Source organism: Amycolatopsis sp. NPDC114505, assembly GCF_055633615.1.
Genome location: NZ_JBVKDV010000005.1, coordinates 690908 through 709688, shown reverse-complemented (window position 1 = coordinate 709688; position 18781 = coordinate 690908). Strand labels below are relative to the sequence as shown.

Below are 18781 nucleotides of genomic sequence, written 5' to 3'. Positions count from 1 at the left end.
GCCGGATGAACGATCGGCGAACCTCAGGCGGCGCGCAGGGCGTCGCGCAGTTTCACCTTCGCGCCACTGCGCATGACCGCGTTCCGGTAGATCCGCGCGGCGAGCCAGATCAGCCCCGGGATCATCAGCACCACCAGTCCCACCGACAACACCGCTTCCCACACCGGCACCCCGCCCATCGCCAGCCGCATCGGCATCAGCGTCGGCGCGAACACCGGAATCACGGAAAGCACTTCGACGAACGTGTTCCCCGGGTCCGTCGGCAGCACGGAAATGCCGACGACGTACCCGGCGATCACGAACATGAGCGCGGGCATCGTCGCGCCGCCGACGTCTTCCTGGCGCGAGACCAAGGCACCGAGCGCGGCGAACACGATCGAGTACATGAAGAACCCGAGCAGGTACCACACGATCAGCCACACGACCGTGCCGACGGCCGCCGAAACGGAGATGGTGAGCACCCCGGCCGCCAGTCCGGTGATCACCCCGCCGGCCCCGATCACGAGCATCTGGATCAGCCCGACCACGCCGATGCCGAGCACCTTCCCGGCCATCAGCTGCCACGGCTTGATCGTCGACAGCAGCAGCTCCACGACCCGCGAGGTCTTCTCCTCGACGACCCCCTGGGCCACGCTCTGGCCGTTGATCATCAGCGAGAGGTAGATGAGGATGCCGGCGGCGATGCCCAGGACCAGCTGCTGGCCGTTGTAGTCGTACGGCTGCTCCAGCGGCGGGTCCTCGATGAACTTCGCGGAGGAGACGGCGGCTTCGAACCGGGCCGGGTCGCCGCCGAGCGTGGTGATCTGCTGGTCGAGCGCGATCTGCCGGGACAGCAGCTGCAGGACGTTCGCGAGCTTGCCGTCGAGGTCCTTCTTCACCTGGACGTGCACGGTCTTGCCGTCGCCGGTCAGCAACGCGTCGATCGAGCCGTCGGCCAGCTTCGCGCGCCCGGCGGCCTCGTCGGCGACCTGGGTCGTGTCGATGGATTCGTCGACCGCCTGGCCGCCGGCCTTCAGCGGCGCCGCGAACGGGGCGGTCGCCGGGGTGTAGCCGACGGTCGAGTCGGCACCGCCGCCGCCCGAGATGAACTTGATCAGCAGGATGCCGACGACGATCAGCAGCAACATGACGACGGTGGCGACGCGGAACGCCTTCGACTTGACGCGGGTGCCGATCTCACGGGAGGCGACCAGCCCGACCGCGCTCGCCGGGCTCATCCGGACGTCCTGAACCGGGGTGCTCATGCCGGGACCTCCTCGGTCGTGACGACGGAACGGAACAGATCGGCCAGCGAAGGCTGTTCGCGGGCGAACTCGCGCACCGGCCCGGTGGCCAGCGCGGCCTTGAGCACGGCCTGGTCGTCGGCGCCCTCGCCGAGCTCGAGCTCGGTCACCGAGCCCTTCCGGCTCAGCACCTTCACACCGGGCAGACCGTCGGCCCAGCCGTCACCGGCTTCGGGGACGTCGACCCGCAGCCGGACGGCGCCGCCGGCCCGCAGCTCTTCGACCGTGCCGGCCTCGACCATCTGTCCACTCCGGACGATCCCGACCCGGTCGCAGAGCCGCTCCACGAGGTCGAGCTGGTGGCTGGAGAACACGACCGGCACGCCTTCGGCGGCCTTTTCCTTGAGCACCTGGCTCATCACGTCGACCGCGACCGGGTCGAGGCCGGAGAACGGCTCGTCGAGCACCAGGATCCGCGGCTCGTGCACCAGCGCCGCGGCCAGCTGGACGCGCTGCTGGTTGCCGAGGCTCAGCTTCTGCACCTCGTCGTCGCGGCGGCCGGCGACACCGAGCCGTTCGGTCCACTTGTCCGCCGACGCCCGCGCGGCGGCGGCCGGCATGCCGTGCAGCCGCGCGAGGTAGGTGAGCTGCTCGGCCACCTTCATCTTCGGGTAAAGGCCGCGTTCCTCGGGCATGTACCCGATGTGGCGGCGAGTTTCGTGCGTCACCGGCTCGCCGTCGTAGCGGACTTCGCCGCCGTCGGCGGAAAGCACGCCCAGCGCGATGCGCATGGTCGTGGTTTTTCCGGCACCGTTGCTCCCGACGAACCCGAAAAGCTCGCCCGGCCGGACTTCGAATGTCATTTCTCGCAAAGCGACCACGTCGCCGTAGCGTTTCGAGACCCTGTCGATCTCCAAACCGGTCATTCCGGTTCCCCCGTTCATCACTGGCTGCCCCCGCTCGCGATCCTAGGCAGTTCGTACACGCACCGCATAGCACCGCGCGTTGCCGCCGGGGGCTACGAAAGTTGCGGGCACGTAGGATCGCGGGCGCCATGGATGGAACCACCACACCGCGCCAGGTGCCGAAGCACCACGGACTCTCCGCGAAGACGCTTCGGCGGCTGGAGCACGCGTCCGGGAGCCTCGCGAGCGCGAGCATCGCGGTGATGGAGCGGCGGCTGTCGTGGTTCGCCCGGCTGCCCGCCGACCAGCGCGCGAGCGTCCTGCTGATCACCCAGGCGGGTGCCGCGGGCTTCGTCGACTGGCTGCGGGACTCGAAGGAAGCCCTGAAGCTGACGACCGAGGCGTTCCGCGACGCGCCCGCCGAGCTGTCCCGATGGGTCAGCCTGCGCCAGGCGGTCGGCATGGTGCGCCTGGCCATCGAGGTGTTCGAGGAGCAGCTGCCGGAGTTCGCCGCGAACGAGGCCGAGCGGGCGGCGCTGATCGAGGGAATCCTGCGCTACGGCCGGGAAATCGCGTTCGCGGCGGCGAACTCGTACGCGGCGGCGGCGGAGGCCAGGGGCGCGTGGGACGCCCGGCTGGAAGCATTGGTCGTCGACGGAATCGTCCGTGGCGACGCCGAGGAGTCGGTGCTCTCACGCGCGACGGCGCTGGGCTGGGAGCCGTCGGCGGCCGCGACGGTCCTGGTCGGCAATCCGCCGTCGGAGGACCCGCCGACGGTCGTTTTCGAAGTCCGCAGCCGCGCGGCCCGCGTCGGCCGCCCGGTGCTGCTGTCGGTCCAGGGCTCCCGGTTGGTGGTCGTGGTCGGCGGCCCGACCGAGGGCGGTGTCAAGGAGCGCGAAATCCTCGCCCGGATGTCGGTGGCGTTCGCCGACGGCCCGGTGGTGGCGGGGCCGACGGTGCCGACGCTGGCGGAGGCGCACCACAGCGCGACGGAGGCGTTGTCGGGACTGCGCGCGGTGGTCGGCTGGCCGGCTGCACCCCGCCCGGTCCGCTCGGCGGACCTGCTGCCCGAGCGCGCGCTGTCGGGCGACGCGGAGGCGGAGCGTCTGCTGGTGGACACGATCGCGCGCCCGCTGGAGGAGGCCGGTCCGACGCTGCAGCGCACGGTCGAGGCCTACCTGGAGAGCGGCGGGGTGCTGGAGACGTGCGCGAAGACGCTGTTCGTCCACCCGAACACCGTCCGGTACCGCTTGCGCAAGGCGGCGGACCTGACGGGGTGCCAGGCGACGGACCCGCGCGACGCGCTGGTGCTCCGGATCGCGTTGACGGTGGGCCGGCTGGCGCGGGCCCGCGGCCTCTGGTGACGGCTTCCCGAGACGGGCGTCACGTGATGGACTTAACAGCGAAAGGTGATTGAACCCGACAAGGCTTCCGGGTTACGCGCGAGGTTCTCCGGCGCGTCTTTGGAGGGTTCCGACAAAGACGCCGCGCAGACACTGTGAGCGTCGGCATCACGCCGAAGCACCGTGAACGTGTTGTCTTGGAGGGTGACAGCAGCAGTCCTCGCTCCCGGTCAGGGGTCCCAGGCCCCCGGCATGTTCACGCCCTGGCTCGACCTCGACGGCGCCCGCGAGCGCGTCGCACTGTGGTCCGAGCGCGCGGGGCTCGACCTGCTCCGCCTCGGCACCGAGGCGGACGCCGACGAGATCCAGGACACCGCGGTCGCGCAGCCGCTGATCGTCGCGCTGTCGTTGCTCACCTTCGAACACCTCCAGGCCACCGCGCCGGTTTCCGCGGACGCGCCCGTCGCCGGGCACTCCGTCGGCGAGCTCGCGGCCGCCGCGATCGCCGGCGTGCTGAAGCCCGAAGAGGCCGTCGCGCTGGCGGCCGTCCGGGGCGCCGAGATGGCGAAGGCGTGCGCGCTGGAGCCGACGTCGATGGCCGCGGTCATGCTCGGGGACCCCGAGCAGATCGTCGCGTGGCTCGAAGGACAGGGCCTGACCGCGGCGAACCGCAACGGAGCGGGGCAGATCGTCGCCTCCGGTGCCGCCGACGCCATCGCGAAGATCGTCGCGGAACCCCTTGAAGGCACGAAGATCCGCGCCCTCAAGGTCGCCGGCGCGTTCCACACGCAGTACATGGCGCCCGCCGAAGAGGCGCTGCGCGCCCACGCCGCCGAGCTGACCCCGGCCGACCCGGTCCGCCCGCTGCTGTCCAACGCGGACGGTGCGGTCGTCACCAGCGGGGCCGAGTACCTCGACCGCCTCGTCGCGCAGGTCACGCGGTCCGTCCGCTGGGACCTGACGATGGACGGCCTGGTCTCCCTCGGCGTCACCCGCACCGTCGAACTCGCGCCCGCGGGCACGCTGACCGGCCTGGTCAAGCGCCAGCTCAAGGGTGTCGTCACCACTACCACCGCGCTGAAGACGCCGGCCGAACTGGCGGCGCTGCGCCAGGAGGACGCCTCGTGACCGACCGACCCACCTTGAGCCTCAACCCCGGCTCCCGCGGCAGCCGCGTGCTGGGCATCGGCAGCGCGCAGCCGGACAAGATCGTCACCAACGACGACCTGTCGCAGATCATGGACACCAACGACCAGTGGATCCGCGACCGCGTCGGGATCATCGAGCGCCGGTTCGCGGAGAAGGACGAGACGCTCACCGACTTCGCCGTCGCCGCGGGCACCGCCGCGCTGGCCGACGCCGGCGTCGACCCGTCCGAAGTGGACACGGTGATCCTGCCGAACTGCACCATGCCGACGCTGATCCCGAACGCCGCCGCCCAGGTGGCCGCGCGGATCGGCATCCCCGGCCCCGGCGCGTTCGACCTCAACGCCGCGTGCGCCGGGTTCTGCTACGGCCTCGGCGTCGCCTCCGACCTGATCCGGTCCGGCTCGGCGAAGAAGGTCCTCGTCATCGGCGCGGAGAAGCTCACCGACTCGGTGAACCCGACCGACCGCGCCAACGCGATCATCTTCGCCGACGGCGCCGGTGCCGCGGTCGTCGGCGCGTCCGACGAGCCGCTGATCGGCCCGGTCTCCTGGGGCAGCGCCGGCGACCTCGTCGACCTGATCGGGATGACCGAGGACAAGTTCATCTACCAGGAGGGCCAGTCGGTCTTCCGGTGGGCGACGACCCAGATCGCGCCGATCGCCATGCGCGCGCTGGAGGTCGCCGGGCTGAAGCCGTCCGATGTGGACGTGCTGATCCCGCACCAGGCGAACCTGCGCATCGTCGAGGCGATCGCGAAGAAGCTGCGGGCCAACGGCGCCCGTGACGACATGGTCGTCGCCGACGACATCAAGTACTCCGGCAACACCTCGTCGGCGTCCATCCCCCTCGCGCTGGACCACATGCGCAAGGCCGGGACGGCGAAGTCCGGCGACGTGGTGCTGGCGGTCGGGTTCGGCGCGGGCCTGTCCTACGCCGGGCAGGCGTTCGTCTGCCCCTGATCACCGTTACGCTCCCCGCGGGCACTCGCCCAAGGGCAACCAGACCCAAGAAACACCGAGAAGGGAACTACCCCATGGCTGACAACGCTGAGATCCTCGCCGGCCTCGCCGAGATCGTCGAAGAGGTGGCCGGTGTGGCTCAGGACGACGTCACCGCCGAGAAGTCGTTCGTGGACGACCTGGACATCGACTCGCTGTCGATGGTCGAGATCGCCGTGCAGGCCGAGGACAAGTTCGGCGTCAAGATCCCGGACGACGAGCTCGCCAACCTCAAGACCGTGGGCGACGCCGTCAACTACGTGTCGGCCAACTCCAAGTAAGTCTGTTCCCTCCTTGAGGAGACTCCCATGAGCAACATCGACGTCGTGATCACCGGTCTCGGCGCCACCACACCGCTCGGCGGGGACGTGACGTCCACCTGGGACGGTCTGCTGGCCGGGCGGAGCGGGATCCGGGCGATCGAGGCCGACTGGGTCGAGGAGCTGCAGCTGCCCGTCAAGATCGGCGGCATGCTGGCCGTCGATCCGTCGGAGGTCCTCCCGCGGGTGCAGGCCCGCCGGCTGGACCGCTGCGAGCAGGTCGCACTGATCGCCGCCCGCCAGGCGTGGGCCGACGCCGGGTACGCGGAACCGACGGACGAGCACACCGACGTCGACCCCGACCGCCTCGGCGTGTCGATCGGCACCGGCGTCGGCGGCCCGGTCACCCTGCTCACCCAGAACGATCTGTTGCACCAGCAGGGTCTCCGCAAGGTGTCGCCGCTGACCGTGCCGATGCTGATGCCGAACGGCCCGGCCGCGCACGTGGGCATCGACCTGAAGGCGCGGGCCGGGGTGCACTCCCCGGCCTCGGCCTGCGCTTCCGGTGCCGAAGGCATCGCGAGCGGGGTGGAGATGATCCGCTCCGGTCGCGCCGACGTCGTGGTCGCCGGTGGGGCCGAAGCGTGCATCCACCCGATCACGCTGGCCGGGTTCGCCCAGGCCCGCACGGTGTCCACGCGCAACGACGACCCGGGCAGCGCGTCCCGGCCGTTCGACGCGAGCCGCGACGGCTTCGTCCTCGGCGAGGGCGCCGGCGTGGTCATCCTGGAGCGCGCGGACCAGGCGAAGGCCCGCGGGGCCCGCATCTACGCGACGATCGCCGGGCACGGCATCACCTCGGACGCCTACCACATCACGGGCAACCACCCCGAGGGCATCGGCCAGATCGCCGCCATGCGCGCGGCGATGAAGATGGCCGGTGTGACGGCGGCGGACGTCGGGCACGTGAACGCCCATGCGACGTCCACTGTGGTCGGTGACATCGGCGAGGCGGCCGCCATCCGCAAGGCGGTCGGCGACCACGCGGTCGTGACGGCGCCGAAGGGTTCGATGGGTCACCTCGTCGGCGGCGCCGGCGCGGTCGAGGGGATCATCACGATCCTGTCGCTGTACCACGGCATCGTGCCGGCCACGATGAACCTGACGGACCTGGACCCGCGGGTGCAGCTGGACGTCGTGTCGGGCGAGGCCCGCAAGGTCGAGCTGACCGCGGCGATCAGCAACTCGTTCGGCTTCGGCGGGCACAACACCGCGCTGTTGTTCACCCCGGCGGCCTGAGTTCGTCCGCACCACCCGGTTCGACGAAAAAGGGGGCCCGGCTTCGGCCGGGCCCCTTCTTCAGCATTTTTCGTGCTCGGGCGGCGGCCCTGGGTCGACGGTGTCGATCTTCAGCCCGCCCCGCTGGACGATCATCGGCATGACCAGCCGCCACTTGATGCAGGGCTCCTTGAAGAAGTCCGGGGCGTCGGCCTTCTTCTGTTCGCTGGTGAAGCCGACCAAGACCCGAAGCGACGCGTTGGCGCCGCGCTCGATGCGGTAGACCAGCGCGTCGGTGTCCGTTGTGGACTTGACGCCGTCCTTCCACGCGCCCGGTGGCTGCTGCGAGATCCGGTCGCTGCTGACGGTCGTCGTCCACGGCTGGTACTGCTTGCTGTTGATGGCGTCGAAGTACGTCTTGAGGAGCCTGCGCACGGCCTCGGCCTGCGGGTGCGCCTGCGCGTCCTCGGTCATCCGGACGACGCCCGCCGCGGCCGGCGCCCCGCTGCTGGCCGGGGACTGCGCGGCGCTCGAGGAGGCGGTCTCGTCGGCGGGCTGGTCGGGGCGGCGGTAGATCTCGCGCGCGAGCAGGCCGGCACCCACGGTCACCGAGAGCACCACGGCCACGACGGGCACCAGCCAGCGCTGGCGGGAGCTGGAGGCGGGGGTGGTCACGCCGAAGAGCGTACCGGCCCGGCCGGGGTGCCCGGGTGCAGCAGGGGGCGCGGCGGGCGGCGCGCCCGGATCACCCCGAGGTCGCGCCGGCAGCCGTCCGTCCGGTCAGCCCACCTGGTGCAGCCAGGTCACCGGCGCGCCGTCACCGGCGTGGCGGTAGGGCTCGAGCGCCTCGTCCCAGCTCGCGGCGAGGAGTTCGTCGAGCTTGTGCGCGAAGGACTCACCCCCGCGGGTCATGGCCGCGAGCGCGCGCAGCTGGTCTTCGCCCACCACGATGTCGCCGTTGGCGCTGGTCCGCCCGTGCCACAGGCCGAGCCCGGGCGCGAAGCAGAACCGTTCGCCGTCGAGGCCCGCGCTGGGCTCTTCGGTGACCTCGAACCGAATCATCGGCCACGCCTTGAGGGCGGACGCCAGTCTGGCGCCGCTGCCCGCGGGCGCGCGCCAGCCGCACTCGGCGCGAAGCTGACCCGGGCTGGCCGGCTGCGCCGTCCACTTCAGGTCAACGCGGGCACCCAGGGTGCCCGAAATAGCCCACTCGACGTGCGGACACACCGCAGACGGCGACGAGTGGACGTACACCACACCTCGGGTGCTGCCACGGGTGCTCACTGCTACCTCCGCTTGTTGCTCGACGAGGGACGTCTTCCCCTACGCCCTGACTCGAGCTGCGGAACGGCTTCAGTGCGGCTCCCGAATGCCGCCTCCGATGCGTTGAAGCACATTCTGCACCCCAACCGTGCCGTTTGGCCACATGAACACCACAAGTCACCCGGGGCACCACTTTAGGAGGGCAGACGGCCGCGTCCTCCCCGTGTCGCACGATGGACAGGGCCACGCGCGCTAGCGTGATGACCCGGAACGACGAGCAGGGAGGGGTTTCGGTGCGACTGGTGCGCCTGCAGCGGCAGCAGTCCCGGGTGGCCGACGACGTCCGGGCGGCGCTGGCGTCCCTCGGACGTGGCAGCACCGTCATCGGCGGGATCGCCCTGGTGGGCGTGGGCACGGTGACCGAGCGCCCGATCGAGGCGGTGGTCCTGCTGCCCCACGGCGTGATCATCGTGATCGGCGTGGACCTCCCGGACCCGGCCCTGCGGCTGGAGGCCCCACTGGGAGCCGCGTGGAAGGCCGACGGCTGGCCCCTGGTCACCGACGACGACGCGGTCAACCCGGCGACGGAGGCCCTGGACATCTCCCAGGCGTGCGAGCGGCGAATCGCTTCCCTGGTCCCGGGGACGGGCCCGGTGGGGACGATCGTCGCGGTAGGACCGTACGTGGAGACGGTCGACCAGCCGGCGGGCGACCTGGCGGGCCCGGTCCGAGTCCTCCACCCGACCCCGACAACGATGCTGGCGGCAACGGTATCCCTGGCGACAGCGCACCGGCCCCGGTCGGTGGACCAGGTGCGGGCGTTGATCCGGGGGTTGGCCCCGGAGGCACCGGAGTTTTCGGACGAGGTGCTGGTGGGCGAGGGATTCAGCCGTTTCACGGACGATTCGCCACCGGAGTCGCTTTGGGACAGTGGGCCCTCGGTGCCCAGCCAGGTACGAACGGCTGCTGCGGCGGGTGCGGGTGTTGCGGGTGCGGGTGCTGCGGGTTTCGCGGCGGGAGCGGCCACTTCGGACACCGCGGGGTCGGCCGTCGGCGGCTCGGCTGAGACCGGTTCGCCCGCTGCCAGTTCGACTGCGCCGAGCTCACCCGCAGCAGGATCAGGCCCGGCCGCGGTGGACGCACCTGCCGGCGACTCGGCCGAGCCGAGCTCGCCCGCTGCGGATTCGCCTGAAGCAGGTTCACCCGCCTCGGACACGGCAGAGGCAAGTCCGGCCGCGGCAAGCTCGCCCGCCGACGGCTCGGCCGAGCCGAGCTTGCCCGCAACCAGGCCGCCCGGAGCCACTTCGAATGCGCCCGCAGCAGGCGCGCCCACTTCGGACACAGCAGGATCAAGCTCAGGCCCGGCGGACGCACCGGCAGGCGGCTCGGCTGCGCCGAGCTCGCCCACTCCGGACACAGCGGAATCAGGCCCAGCCTCGGCTGCCGCACCTGCAGGCGGCTCGGCTGCGCCGAGCTCGCCTGCAGCGGGCGCGACCAGCCTGGGCAAGGCAGAGCCAAGCCCCACCTCGGCGGGCTCGCCCGCCGGCGACGCGCCCGAGCCGAACTCGCCTGCAGCGGATTCGCTTGTGGAGTCGAGCGCGCCCAGCTCACCCGCGGCAGACACGCCCGCTCCAGACACCGCAGGGTCAAGCCCAGCCCCCGCCGGCGACACGCCCGCAGCCGGTTCGGCCTGGTCGAGCCGACTCGACTCCGGCTGGCCCGCGGCAAGCCTGGCCGAGCCGCCTTCACCCACCGCAGATTCGTCCGGCGCGCCCGCAGCAAGCCTCGCCGAACCGCCCTCAACCACCGCAGATTCGTCCGGCTCCGCCGCTGCAGACTTGGCCGCACCGCCCTCACCCACCGCAGATTCGCCCGGCGAGCCCGCGACAAGCCTGGCCGCACCGCCCTCACCCACCGCAGATTCGTCCGGCTCCGCCGCTGAGGACTTGGCCGAACCGCCTTCACCCACCGCAGACTCGGGCGAAGCACCCACCGCATCGGACGTCACGACTCCCGCCGACTCCGAGCGCACCGAGGTCCTGCCCTTTCCCACCCGCGACAAACCCCTCCCGCAGTTCCCGGGCTCCACTCAACGAACCGAAGCCACCCCGGCCAAGCCCGCCCCCCAAGCTGTCACCCTCAGCCAGATCAACCTGCAACCTGCAACCCCCACCCCACCCCGCCCCTTCCCCACCCTGCGGCCGGTCCCCCGCGAAGCCGGAACCTCTCCAAGCTCGAAGACCGTCCGCTGGCTCCCCCTCGCCGCCATCGGGCTGCTCGTTGCCCTCGTCGTTGCCGCCATCGCCGTAGCCACCTCCGGGGAGGACACCGTTGCCGCCCCCACCGGGCCGCCTACTCCCGCTACCCAGTCGCCGCCCGCGAGCAGTGGGGCTCCTGTGCAAAGTCTTCAGTTCGCCCTGCGGGCCGCCGATCGGGATCAGCGGTGCGCGTCCCATGCCTTCGGGGATGCTCAGGCCAGCCTGCAGCAGACCAGCTGCTCCGGCGTCCGGCGCGCGTCCTACGCCGCCTCCGTCGACGGGCGGGAGGCCGCCGTCACCGTCGGGATCGTCGAGTTCCCCGATGCCGCGCAGGCCCAGGCCTTCAAGGCCGTCGCCGACACTCCCGGTGGGGGCGGGATCCTCGACCTCGCCTCCGAGACCGGCAAGTGGGGGGCCACTCCGCCGCCGCAGTTCGAGAACGCCGCCTACACCTCGCAGCTCGAAGGCACGTCCGTGCGGGTCGTGCAGGCGGTCTGGGCGCCGGGACCGTCCACTTCGGACGATCCCGGCCTGGCCAGGGCCGCGAAAGCCGCCCTGGGCCTGCCCGCCCAATGACTCAGAGCCCGTAGGCCTCCAGCAGCCGCAGCCACACCTCGCTGATCGTGGGGAACGACGGCACCGCGTGCCACAGCCGGTCGAGCGGCACCTCGCCGACGATCGCGATCGTCGCCGAGTGCACCAGCTCCGACACGTCCTGGCCGACGAACGTCACGCCGAGCAGGACGTTCCGCTCCGTGTCGACGACGATCCGGGCCTTGCCGGTGTAGCCGTCGGCGTGCAGCGACGAGCCCGCCACCGCGATGTCGACGTCGACGACGCGGTCGGCCGAACCGGGCCGCGCGTCCGCCAGGCCGACGGCCGCGACCTCCGGGTCGGTGAACACCACCTGCGGTACCGCGTGGTGGTCGGCCGTCGCGGTGAACTTGCTCCACGGCTCCGCCGACGAGAACGTACCCGCCGCCAGCGCCGCGACCGTGTCGCCCGCCGCGCGGGCGCCGTACTTGCCCTGGTGGGTCAGCGGGGCGCGCCCGGTGACGTCGCCCGCGGCGAACAGCCAGCCACCGTCCACTGCGGACACCCGGCCGGTGTCGTCGGTCTCCAGCGCGCGGCCCGCTTCGACGCCGAGCGCCTCGAGGCCGAGCCCAGCGGTCGCGGGCCGGCGCCCGGTCGCCACCAGGAACTCGTCGACGACGACCACCTCGCCGTCCTTCAGCGTCAGCTCGGTCCCGCCCGAACCCGCGGCGACCCGCTCGACGCCTGACTCCGTGTGCACGTACACGCCGGCTTCGCGCAGACCGTGCAGCACGAGGTCGCCGGCGAACGCGGCGTTGCGCGGCAGCGGGCGCTCGCCGGTGATCACCAGGTGCACCTCCGAGCCCAGCGACGCGAACGCCTGCGCCATCTCGACGCCGACCACGCCGCCGCCGAGGACGCCCAGCCGCCCCGGCACGGACTCCGCCGACGTCGCCTCCCGCGAACCCCACGGCCGGATCGTGTCGAGACCCGGGATCTTCGGCGTGCTCGGCACGCTGCCGGTGCACACGATCACCGCGTGCCGCGCGGTCAGCACGCGGTCGCCGTCGAGGGTGACCTCCCGCTCACCGGTGATCTCGCCGTGCCCGCGGATCGGCTCGATGCCGGCGCCGCGAGCCCACTCGACCTGGCCCGAGTCGTCGCCCTTGCCCGTGAACCAGTCACGCCGCGCGAACACCGCCGCGGGGTCGAGCCGGTCGCCGACCGGCACGCCGGGGATGCGCTTCGCCGCGGCGAGCAGGTTTCCCGGCCGCAGCAACGCCTTGCTCGGGATGCACGCCCAATAGGAGCACTCGCCGCCGAAGCGCTCGTGCTCGACGAGGGCGACCTTCAGGCCGCCGCGAGCCGCTCGTTCGGCGGCCACCTCCCCCACCGGACCCGCGCCGATCACCACTACGTCAAAAGTCTGTCCAGACATGGCTTCAGCGCACACCACCACGCGGGATCACGCAAGCCAGCGGCTATCCTCGTCTTCGAAGCTGCAAGTCATCGGCGGCCCGGTGCCGTCGGCCCCGGTGCGCGCGCAATACACGTTCGAGCACGGGAGGTTTGTCGTGGCCAAGAACACGGCTGTGCGGGTCCTGGATGATCTCACCGGCGAGCCCGCCGCCGAGACCGTCGGGTTCGGGCTCGACGGCATCGACTACGACATCGACCTCTCCTTCGCCAACGCCGACGCCCTGCGTGAGCTGCTCCAGCGCTACGCCGACGCGGGTCGCCGCACCGGCGGCCGCAAGCGCCGGCCGCGGATCGTCCCGGGCGCGAAGCGGCCCCGGGCGAAGGCGGCCCCGAAGACGACGAAGGCGGCGAAGCCCGTCGCCGGCCGCCGCGCGGCGACCGCCAAGACCACAGCCGCCAAGACCGCGAAGGCCGAGCCCGCGAAGACCACCGCGAAGGTCACGGGGGCGAAGGCCGAACCGGCCAAGACCACGCGCAAGGCGGCGGCGCCGAGGAAGACCACGCGCGCGGCGGCGCGGAAGGTGCCGGGCATCACGTTCTCGGCGGCCGAGTAGGTCCACAGTGGACGGACGCGCCGCGGGATCTCCTCGCGGCCCGTCAGCCCGCGCGCTGGGAACCGTCCGCGTGCCAGGGCGGGTACCGGTACCGCGTGTGCAGCAGCGCCCGCTGCCGCGTCAGCTCGGCCGCGGACGGTGGGCGCGGCACCAGCGTCCCGAGGAACTGCGACGCCGCCGCGCGCACCGCCGCCTCGACCGACGGGAACCCGGGACGCAGCCCGTGCTCGGCCAGCGAAGCCACGGGACTGCGGTGGGAGTCGAGCGGCCGCGGGTCCGCCGGGGCGCTCGTCAGGTAGCGGCCGACCAGCGCGGCCGACGTCTCGACCAGCAGCGTCGAGTGCGCCAGCAGCCCGCCCTTGGTGCGGAACACCGCGAACCCGCAGAGCTTCGCGTCCTCGACGAACAGGCCGCGGTCGCCGATCCGCGGCACCAGCCCGAGCTGGTCGACCGCGGCGCTCATCACCTTGCCGAGCGTCTCCAGCGGCCGGTCGGTGGGCCCGGGCAGGACCAGCGTCACGTTCAGGTTGCCCGGGTCGTGGAACACCGTGCCGCCGCCGCTGGCCCGCCGCAGCACCGGGACGCCGTCCCGGGCGCACTCCTCGGCCCGCACTTCGCGGGCGATCCGCTGGCCGCGGCCCACCACGACGCAGACCGGGTTGCGCCAGAGCCACAGCACCGGTGACGCGGGCGCGACCCGGAGGAGCGCTTCGTCGAACGCCAGGTTCTCGGCCGGATCCGTGAACGCGGCACGGACGTCCGACCCGGTCGTCATAGCGCTTTGAGTTCCTCCACGATCTCGCCCACCGACGACTTGGCGTCCCCGAAGAGCATGCTGGTCTTCGGATCGTAGAACAGGTCGTTGTCGATCCCGGCGAAGCCGGAGGCCATCCCGCGTTTCAACACGATCACGGACCGGCTTTCGTTGACCTTGAGGATCGGCATCCCGTAGATCGGGGAGCTCGGGTCGGTCTGCGCGGCCGGGTTCGTGACGTCGTTCGCGCCGATCACCAGTGCGACGTCGGTCTGGGCGAACTCGGAGTTGATCTCGTCCATCTCCTTGAGCTGCTCGTACGGCACGTCGGCCTCGGCGAGCAGCACGTTCATGTGCCCGGGCATCCGGCCGGCCACCGGGTGGATCGCGTAGGCGACCGTGATGCCCTTCTTCTCCAGCAGCTTCGCCATCTCGCGGACGGTGTGCTGCGCCTGCGCCACGGCCATGCCGTAGCCCGGCACCACGACGACCTTGCTCGCGTACGCCATCTGGATCGCGGTGTCGGCGGCGCTGGTCGCGCGCACCGGGCGCTCCTCCTTGGTACCCCCGCCCGCGGAAACCGCGGGGCCACCGCCGAAGCCGCCCGCGACGATCGCCGGGATGGACCGGTTCATCGCCTTGGCCATCAGGTTGGTCAGGATCGAGCCGGACGCGCCGACGATCATGCCGGCGACGATCAGCGCCGTGTTGTCCAGCGCGAGGCCCATCGCCGCGGCCGAGAGCCCGGTGAACGCGTTGAGCAGCGAGATCACCACCGGCATGTCCGCGCCGCCGATCGGCAGCACGACGGTGAGGCCGAGGATGCCCGCCGCGACGAGCAGCCCGACGATCAGGAAGCCGGAGTCGCCGCCGGCGACGATGGCGACCGCGCAGCCCAGCGCGACCAGCAGGAGCAGCGCGTTGACCGGCTGCTGCAGCTTGCCCATGGTGATCGGGCGGCCGCTGATCAGCTCCTGGAGCTTGCCGAACGCGACGTTCGAGCCCCAGAAGGAGATCGAGCCGATGATCGCGGCGAACAGCGACGCGATGGCGATGTACGCCGGCTCGTGCGCGTAGCCGTCGGTGGAGTTGAACTCGACCCAGGCGATGAGCGCGACCGCGCCGCCGCCGACGCCGTTGAACAGCGCCACCATCTGCGGCATCGCGGTCATCTTGACCTTGCGCGCGGACGGCACGCCGACCACCGCGCCGATCGCGACGCCGAGGACGATGAGCAGCCAGTTGCCCATGCCCGGGGTGAGCAGGGTGGCGATGACGGCGATGCCCATGCCGGCCGCGGCGATCCAGTTGCCGCGGACCGCGGTGCGCGGGCCGGTCAGGCCCATCAGGCCGTAGATGAAGAGGGCGAACGCGACGATGTAGAGGATCGCGACGAAGTCGGTCACTTCCGCTCCTCCTCGTCGGCGGGAGCGGGTTTCTTGCCCTTGAACATCGACAGCATCCGGTCGGTGACCAGGAACCCGCCCACGACGTTGATCGTGCCGAAGGCGATCGCGATCACCAGCAGGATCTTGTTGAAGACGCCGTCGACGCCGAGGCCGAGCACGACCAGCCCGCCCAGCAGCACGATGCCGTGGATGGCGTTGGTGCCGGACATCAGCGGGGTGTGCAGCGTGTTGGGCACCTTGGAAATGACGGCGAAGCCGACGAACCCGGCGAGCACCAGCACCGCCAGGTTCTGAACCAGGGGACTCATGCTGGGCTCCCTTCGCGCCCGGCCACGCAGGCGCCGGCGACGATCTCGTCTTCGAAGTTCAGCTCCAGCGCGCCTTCTTTCGTCACGAGCAGCTCCAGCAGCTCGGTGACGTTGCGCGCGTACAGCTCGCTGGCGTGCGAAGGCATTTCGGCGGGCAGGTTCAGCGGGGACGAAATGGTGACGTCGTGCTCCACGACGTCCTCGCCCGGCTTGGTCAGCTCGCAGTTGCCGCCGGTCTCGCCCGCGAGGTCGACCACGACCGACCCGGCCGGCATGCCCTTGACGGCGTCCGCGGTGACCAGCGTCGGCGCCTTGCGGCCCGGCACCAGCGCCGTGGTGATGACGACGTCGAACCTCGTGATCGCCTCGGTGAGCCGCCGCTGCTGCTCCTCGCGCTCCTCCGGGGTCAGCTCGCGGGCGTACCCGCCTTCGCCGACCGCCTCGATGCCGAGGTCCAGGAACTGCGCGCCGAGCGACTTGACCTGCTCGCCGACCTCGGGCCGGACGTCGTAGCCAGTGGTCTGCGCGCCGAGCCGCTTCGCCGTGGCCAGCGCCTGCAGGCCGGCGACGCCGGCGCCGAGCACCAGCACCTTCGCCGGCGGCACGGTGCCCGCCGCGGTGGTGAGCATCGGGAAGAAGCGGGGCAGTTTCTGGGCCGCGAGCAGCACCGCGCGGTAGCCGCCGATGCTGGCCTGCGACGACAGCGCGTCCATCGCCTGCGCCCGGGAGATCCGCGGGACCGCCTCCATCGCGAACGCCCGCAAGCCCGCTTCTTCGAGCTTCGCGAGCCCGTCCGGGTTGCCGCGCGGGTCGAGGAATCCGAGGAGGACGGTGCCTCTGGCCAGCTTCGCGACCTCGTCCGGCGCGGGTGGGTTCACCTTCACGACGATGTCGGCGCTCCAAGCGTCGCCGAGCTCGGCACCCGCCTGGGTGTACGCGTCGTCACTCAGGTGCGCGCGGGACCCGGCGCCCGGTTCGACCAGGACGCGCAACCCGCGTCGCGCGAGCCGGCCGACCAGTTTGGGCACCATCGCGACCCGGCGCTCCCCGGGGCGTGACTCGGTCACCACACCCACGGTGAGCTGCTGACTCTGTTCGCTGTCCGCCACACGACCTCCTCATCGGCGAGGCACGATCCGTGGGTTGTACCACGCCGGACCGACACTCCCCAGCGACATCGGTCGCAAGTCCCGGGGTTGTGCCAGAAGATACGAGCGCCGCGGGAGGAGCGTTCAGCTCGTTTTCCACTGGGGGATGCCGAGCAGGATCAGACGCAGGCGTTTTTCCGCCGTCGCGGTGATTTTCGCGTCTTCACCCGGTCGTGCTTCCAGCAGCTCGATGGTGGTCGTGATCATCGCGGAGACGATCAGATCCGCCAGCATGTGCAGGTCTTCGGTGCTCCACGCGCGCAACGGGGCGAACCGGGCGAGGTCGATCGCGAGGTCGCCGGAGAACATCCGCAGTTCGACCGCGATGGACCGGGCGAGCGGGCCGCCGCCGTAGCGTTCGCGCGTCAGGAACCGGAAGTGGTCCTCGTTCGCCCGGACGAACTGGTGGACCGTGGCCACCGACGCGCTGATCATCCCCCGGTAGGTGTCGGGATCGGTGCGCGCCGACCGCATCATGCCGCGCAGCGTGCGCGTCGCTTCTTCGACGAGCGCGACGCCCAGCTCCTCCATCGAGGCGAAGTGCCGGTAGAACGCCGTCGGCACCAGGCCCGCGCCCTTCGCGACCTCGCGCAGGGAGAGCGTCGCGAACGGGCGGTCGGCCAGCAGGTCGAGGGCGGTGTCCAGCAGCGCCTGGCGCGTGCGCTGTTTGCGCTCTTGCCGGCTCACCGGCGTCAGCGAGTCTTCGGACACGTCTATCAGCGTACGGATGTCCACCGCGTTGCTCACGTCACATCCTCCGCGTTCCGCGTTGACAGGCAGTCCACTCCTGCAGTGCACTGTTGAGTGTACAGTCGTTCACTGTAATCGAGGAGGTCTCCGATGACGGCGCTCATCCCCCGGAGGGTGCGCAGCCTCGCCTCGCTGGCCGAGGCGCTGCTGACCCCGCACGGGATGGACCGCTACCTGGAGCTCGTCGACCCGATGCTGGTGCGCCGCGAGATCCGCGGCCTGGTCACGGCGGTGCGCAAGCAGACGCCGGACAGCGTGACCGTCACCGTCAAGCCCAGCCGCGCGTGGCCCGGCTTCACCGCCGGGCAGTACGTGCGCCTGCAGGTGGAGATCGACGGCGTCCGGCGCACCCGCTGCTATTCGCCGTGCGGTTCGCAGTACGACGGCGAGCTCGAGTTCACCGTCAAGGAGCAGGGCCTGGTCTCCGGGCACCTCAACCGCGCGCTCGGCGCCGGCTCCGTGGTCGGTCTGTCCACTCCGGACGGCACGTTCACGCTGCCCGCCACCCGCCCGGACCGCGTGCTGCTGATCAGCGGGGGCAGCGGCGTCACCCCGGTGCTCGCCATGGCCCGCACGCTGGCCGACGAAGGCCACCCCGGCGAGGTCGTGTTCCTGCACTACTCGAACGGCCCGGCCGACGCGCTCTACCGCACCGAGCTGGCCGAGCTCGCCGCCCGGCACCCCGGGCTGAAGGTGGTGCACGCCTACACCCACACCAAGGGCGGCGACCTGCGCGGGTTCTTCTCGCCGGAGCACCTGGCGCAGGTGGCGCCCTGGTACCGCGACGCCGAAGCGTTCGTCTGCGGCCCGAAGCCGCTGATGGACGCCGTGCGCGCGGAGTTGGGTGAACGCGCGCACACCGAAGAGTTCACCCCGCCGGCGCTGACCTTCGACACGGCGAACGCCGAGGGCCAGGTCCGGTTCAAGCGCAGCGGACGGGAGTGCGCCAACTCGGGGAAGCCGTTGCTGGAACAGGCCGAGGAAGCGGGCCTGTCGCCGGAACACGGCTGCCGGATGGGCATCTGCTTCTCCTGCACCCAGCTCAAGACCGCCGGTCGCGTCCGCAACGCCAAGACGGGCGAGATCTCCGGCGAAGAAGACGAAGAAATCCAGCTCTGCATCTCCGTCCCGGTCGGGGACGTCGAGATCGACGCTTAGGGAGACTGCC

Annotated in this window: 18 protein-coding genes; 8 read left to right on the top strand and 10 right to left on the bottom strand. The window is 71.5% G+C overall.

Going from position 1 to position 18781, the window contains the following annotated elements; translation table 11 throughout:
- Nucleotides 1-23: 23 nt before the first annotated feature.
- Both ACZ7OU_RS46285 and ACZ7OU_RS46280 read right to left on the bottom strand, forming a co-directional pair.
- On the bottom strand, nucleotides 24-1244 hold the full coding sequence (locus ACZ7OU_RS46285; RefSeq protein ID WP_470260128.1) for an ABC transporter permease: 1221 nt from the start codon (nucleotides 1242-1244) through the stop codon (nucleotides 24-26).
- The gene (locus ACZ7OU_RS46280; protein WP_470260127.1) at nucleotides 1241-2149 is read right to left on the bottom strand and encodes an ABC transporter ATP-binding protein; all 909 of its coding nucleotides are present in this window, start codon (nucleotides 2147-2149) and stop codon (nucleotides 1241-1243) included. Before ACZ7OU_RS46280 ends, ACZ7OU_RS46285 begins: the two co-directional genes overlap by 4 nt.
- A 128-nt stretch (nucleotides 2150-2277) precedes the next feature.
- Here ACZ7OU_RS46280 and ACZ7OU_RS46275 point away from each other — a divergent pair, with 128 nt between their 5' ends.
- The 5 genes from ACZ7OU_RS46275 to ACZ7OU_RS46255 all read left to right on the top strand — a co-directional run bounded on the left by ACZ7OU_RS46275 (nucleotide 2278) and on the right by ACZ7OU_RS46255 (nucleotide 7177).
- The gene (locus ACZ7OU_RS46275) at nucleotides 2278-3492 is read left to right on the top strand and encodes a PucR family transcriptional regulator (protein WP_470244800.1); all 1215 of its coding nucleotides are present in this window, start codon (nucleotides 2278-2280) and stop codon (nucleotides 3490-3492) included.
- Between the two features lie 183 nt (nucleotides 3493-3675).
- On the top strand, nucleotides 3676-4599 hold the full coding sequence (locus ACZ7OU_RS46270; protein WP_470244801.1) for an ACP S-malonyltransferase: 924 nt from the start codon (nucleotides 3676-3678) through the stop codon (nucleotides 4597-4599).
- Nucleotides 4596-5579 carry a beta-ketoacyl-ACP synthase III gene (locus tag ACZ7OU_RS46265; protein ID WP_470244802.1) on the top strand — a complete coding sequence of 328 codons (984 nt, stop codon included), beginning with the start codon at nucleotides 4596-4598 and terminating at the stop codon, nucleotides 5577-5579. The genes ACZ7OU_RS46270 and ACZ7OU_RS46265 overlap by 4 nt, the downstream gene beginning before the upstream one ends.
- Nucleotides 5580-5653: 74 nt before the next feature.
- A complete protein-coding gene (locus tag ACZ7OU_RS46260; protein ID WP_004559006.1) occupies nucleotides 5654-5899 on the top strand; it encodes an acyl carrier protein in 246 nt (81 codons plus the stop codon).
- Between the two features lie 27 nt (nucleotides 5900-5926).
- Nucleotides 5927-7177 carry a beta-ketoacyl-[acyl-carrier-protein] synthase family protein gene (locus ACZ7OU_RS46255; RefSeq protein ID WP_470244803.1) on the top strand — a complete coding sequence of 417 codons (1251 nt, stop codon included), beginning with the start codon at nucleotides 5927-5929 and terminating at the stop codon, nucleotides 7175-7177.
- A 60-nt stretch (nucleotides 7178-7237) separates the two neighbouring features.
- Here ACZ7OU_RS46255 and ACZ7OU_RS46250 read toward each other — a convergent pair whose 3' ends face one another.
- Complete coding sequence (locus ACZ7OU_RS46250) at nucleotides 7238-7831, bottom strand: hypothetical protein (protein ID WP_470244804.1); 594 nt, start codon at nucleotides 7829-7831, stop codon at nucleotides 7238-7240.
- A gap of 105 nt (nucleotides 7832-7936) precedes the next feature.
- Nucleotides 7937-8440: a DUF3145 domain-containing protein gene (locus ACZ7OU_RS46245; RefSeq protein WP_155545434.1), complete on the bottom strand. Its 504-nt coding sequence runs from the start codon at nucleotides 8438-8440 to the stop codon at nucleotides 7937-7939.
- A 2375-nt stretch (nucleotides 8441-10815) separates the two neighbouring features.
- Here ACZ7OU_RS46245 and ACZ7OU_RS46240 point away from each other — a divergent pair.
- Complete coding sequence (locus ACZ7OU_RS46240; protein ID WP_470260126.1) at nucleotides 10816-11253, top strand: RNA-binding protein; 438 nt, start codon at nucleotides 10816-10818, stop codon at nucleotides 11251-11253.
- A gap of 1 nt (nucleotide 11254) precedes the next feature.
- Here ACZ7OU_RS46240 and ACZ7OU_RS46235 read toward each other — a convergent pair whose 3' ends face one another.
- A complete protein-coding gene (locus ACZ7OU_RS46235; RefSeq protein ID WP_470244805.1) occupies nucleotides 11255-12649 on the bottom strand; it encodes a dihydrolipoyl dehydrogenase family protein in 1395 nt (464 codons plus the stop codon).
- Between the two features lie 136 nt (nucleotides 12650-12785).
- Between ACZ7OU_RS46235 and ACZ7OU_RS46230 the strand changes: the two genes are divergently transcribed.
- Nucleotides 12786-13244, top strand: coding sequence for an Lsr2 dimerization domain-containing protein (locus ACZ7OU_RS46230; protein ID WP_470260125.1), 459 nt, complete (start codon nucleotides 12786-12788; stop codon nucleotides 13242-13244).
- A gap of 43 nt (nucleotides 13245-13287) precedes the next feature.
- Here ACZ7OU_RS46230 and ACZ7OU_RS46225 read toward each other — a convergent pair whose 3' ends face one another.
- The 5 genes from ACZ7OU_RS46225 to ACZ7OU_RS46205 all read right to left on the bottom strand — a co-directional run bounded on the left by ACZ7OU_RS46225 (nucleotide 13288) and on the right by ACZ7OU_RS46205 (nucleotide 17610).
- Nucleotides 13288-14019 carry a lipoate--protein ligase family protein gene (locus ACZ7OU_RS46225; RefSeq protein WP_470244807.1) on the bottom strand — a complete coding sequence of 244 codons (732 nt, stop codon included), beginning with the start codon at nucleotides 14017-14019 and terminating at the stop codon, nucleotides 13288-13290.
- Nucleotides 14016-15404 (bottom strand): NAD(P)(+) transhydrogenase (Re/Si-specific) subunit beta, encoded by a 1389-nt coding sequence (locus tag ACZ7OU_RS46220; protein WP_470260124.1) that lies wholly within the window; start codon nucleotides 15402-15404, stop codon nucleotides 14016-14018. The genes ACZ7OU_RS46225 and ACZ7OU_RS46220 overlap by 4 nt, the downstream gene beginning before the upstream one ends.
- The gene (locus tag ACZ7OU_RS46215) at nucleotides 15401-15715 is read right to left on the bottom strand and encodes an NAD(P) transhydrogenase subunit alpha part 2 (RefSeq protein ID WP_470260123.1); all 315 of its coding nucleotides are present in this window, start codon (nucleotides 15713-15715) and stop codon (nucleotides 15401-15403) included. Before ACZ7OU_RS46215 ends, ACZ7OU_RS46220 begins: the two co-directional genes overlap by 4 nt.
- Nucleotides 15712-16824, bottom strand: coding sequence for a Re/Si-specific NAD(P)(+) transhydrogenase subunit alpha (locus tag ACZ7OU_RS46210; protein WP_470260122.1), 1113 nt, complete (start codon nucleotides 16822-16824; stop codon nucleotides 15712-15714). Before ACZ7OU_RS46210 ends, ACZ7OU_RS46215 begins: the two co-directional genes overlap by 4 nt.
- Before the next feature lie 123 nt (nucleotides 16825-16947).
- On the bottom strand, nucleotides 16948-17610 hold the full coding sequence (locus ACZ7OU_RS46205; RefSeq protein ID WP_470260121.1) for a TetR family transcriptional regulator: 663 nt from the start codon (nucleotides 17608-17610) through the stop codon (nucleotides 16948-16950).
- Nucleotides 17611-17703: 93 nt separating this feature from the next.
- Between ACZ7OU_RS46205 and ACZ7OU_RS46200 the strand changes: the two genes are divergently transcribed.
- Nucleotides 17704-18771: a ferredoxin reductase gene (locus tag ACZ7OU_RS46200; protein ID WP_470260120.1), complete on the top strand. Its 1068-nt coding sequence runs from the start codon at nucleotides 17704-17706 to the stop codon at nucleotides 18769-18771.
- Nucleotides 18772-18781: the final 10 nt, after the last annotated feature.

Excerpts from the sequence above, each read along its gene's own strand:
- ACZ7OU_RS46215 (WP_470260123.1), bottom strand. The coding sequence starts at position 15,715 with ATGAGTCCCCTGGTTCAGAACCTGGCGGTGCTGGTGCTCGCCGGGTTC.
- ACZ7OU_RS46280 (WP_470260127.1), bottom strand. The coding sequence starts at position 2,149 with ATGACCGGTTTGGAGATCGACAGGGTCTCGAAACGCTACGGCGACGTG.
- ACZ7OU_RS46225 (WP_470244807.1), bottom strand. The coding sequence starts at position 14,019 with ATGACGACCGGGTCGGACGTCCGTGCCGCGTTCACGGATCCGGCCGAG.
- ACZ7OU_RS46260 (WP_004559006.1), top strand. The coding sequence starts at position 5,654 with ATGGCTGACAACGCTGAGATCCTCGCCGGCCTCGCCGAGATCGTCGAA.
- ACZ7OU_RS46235 (WP_470244805.1), bottom strand. The coding sequence starts at position 12,649 with ATGTCTGGACAGACTTTTGACGTAGTGGTGATCGGCGCGGGTCCGGTG.
- ACZ7OU_RS46275 (WP_470244800.1), top strand. The coding sequence starts at position 2,278 with ATGGATGGAACCACCACACCGCGCCAGGTGCCGAAGCACCACGGACTC.
- ACZ7OU_RS46285 (WP_470260128.1), bottom strand. The coding sequence starts at position 1,244 with ATGAGCACCCCGGTTCAGGACGTCCGGATGAGCCCGGCGAGCGCGGTC.
- ACZ7OU_RS46255 (WP_470244803.1), top strand. The coding sequence starts at position 5,927 with ATGAGCAACATCGACGTCGTGATCACCGGTCTCGGCGCCACCACACCG.
- ACZ7OU_RS46200 (WP_470260120.1), top strand. The coding sequence starts at position 17,704 with ATGACGGCGCTCATCCCCCGGAGGGTGCGCAGCCTCGCCTCGCTGGCC.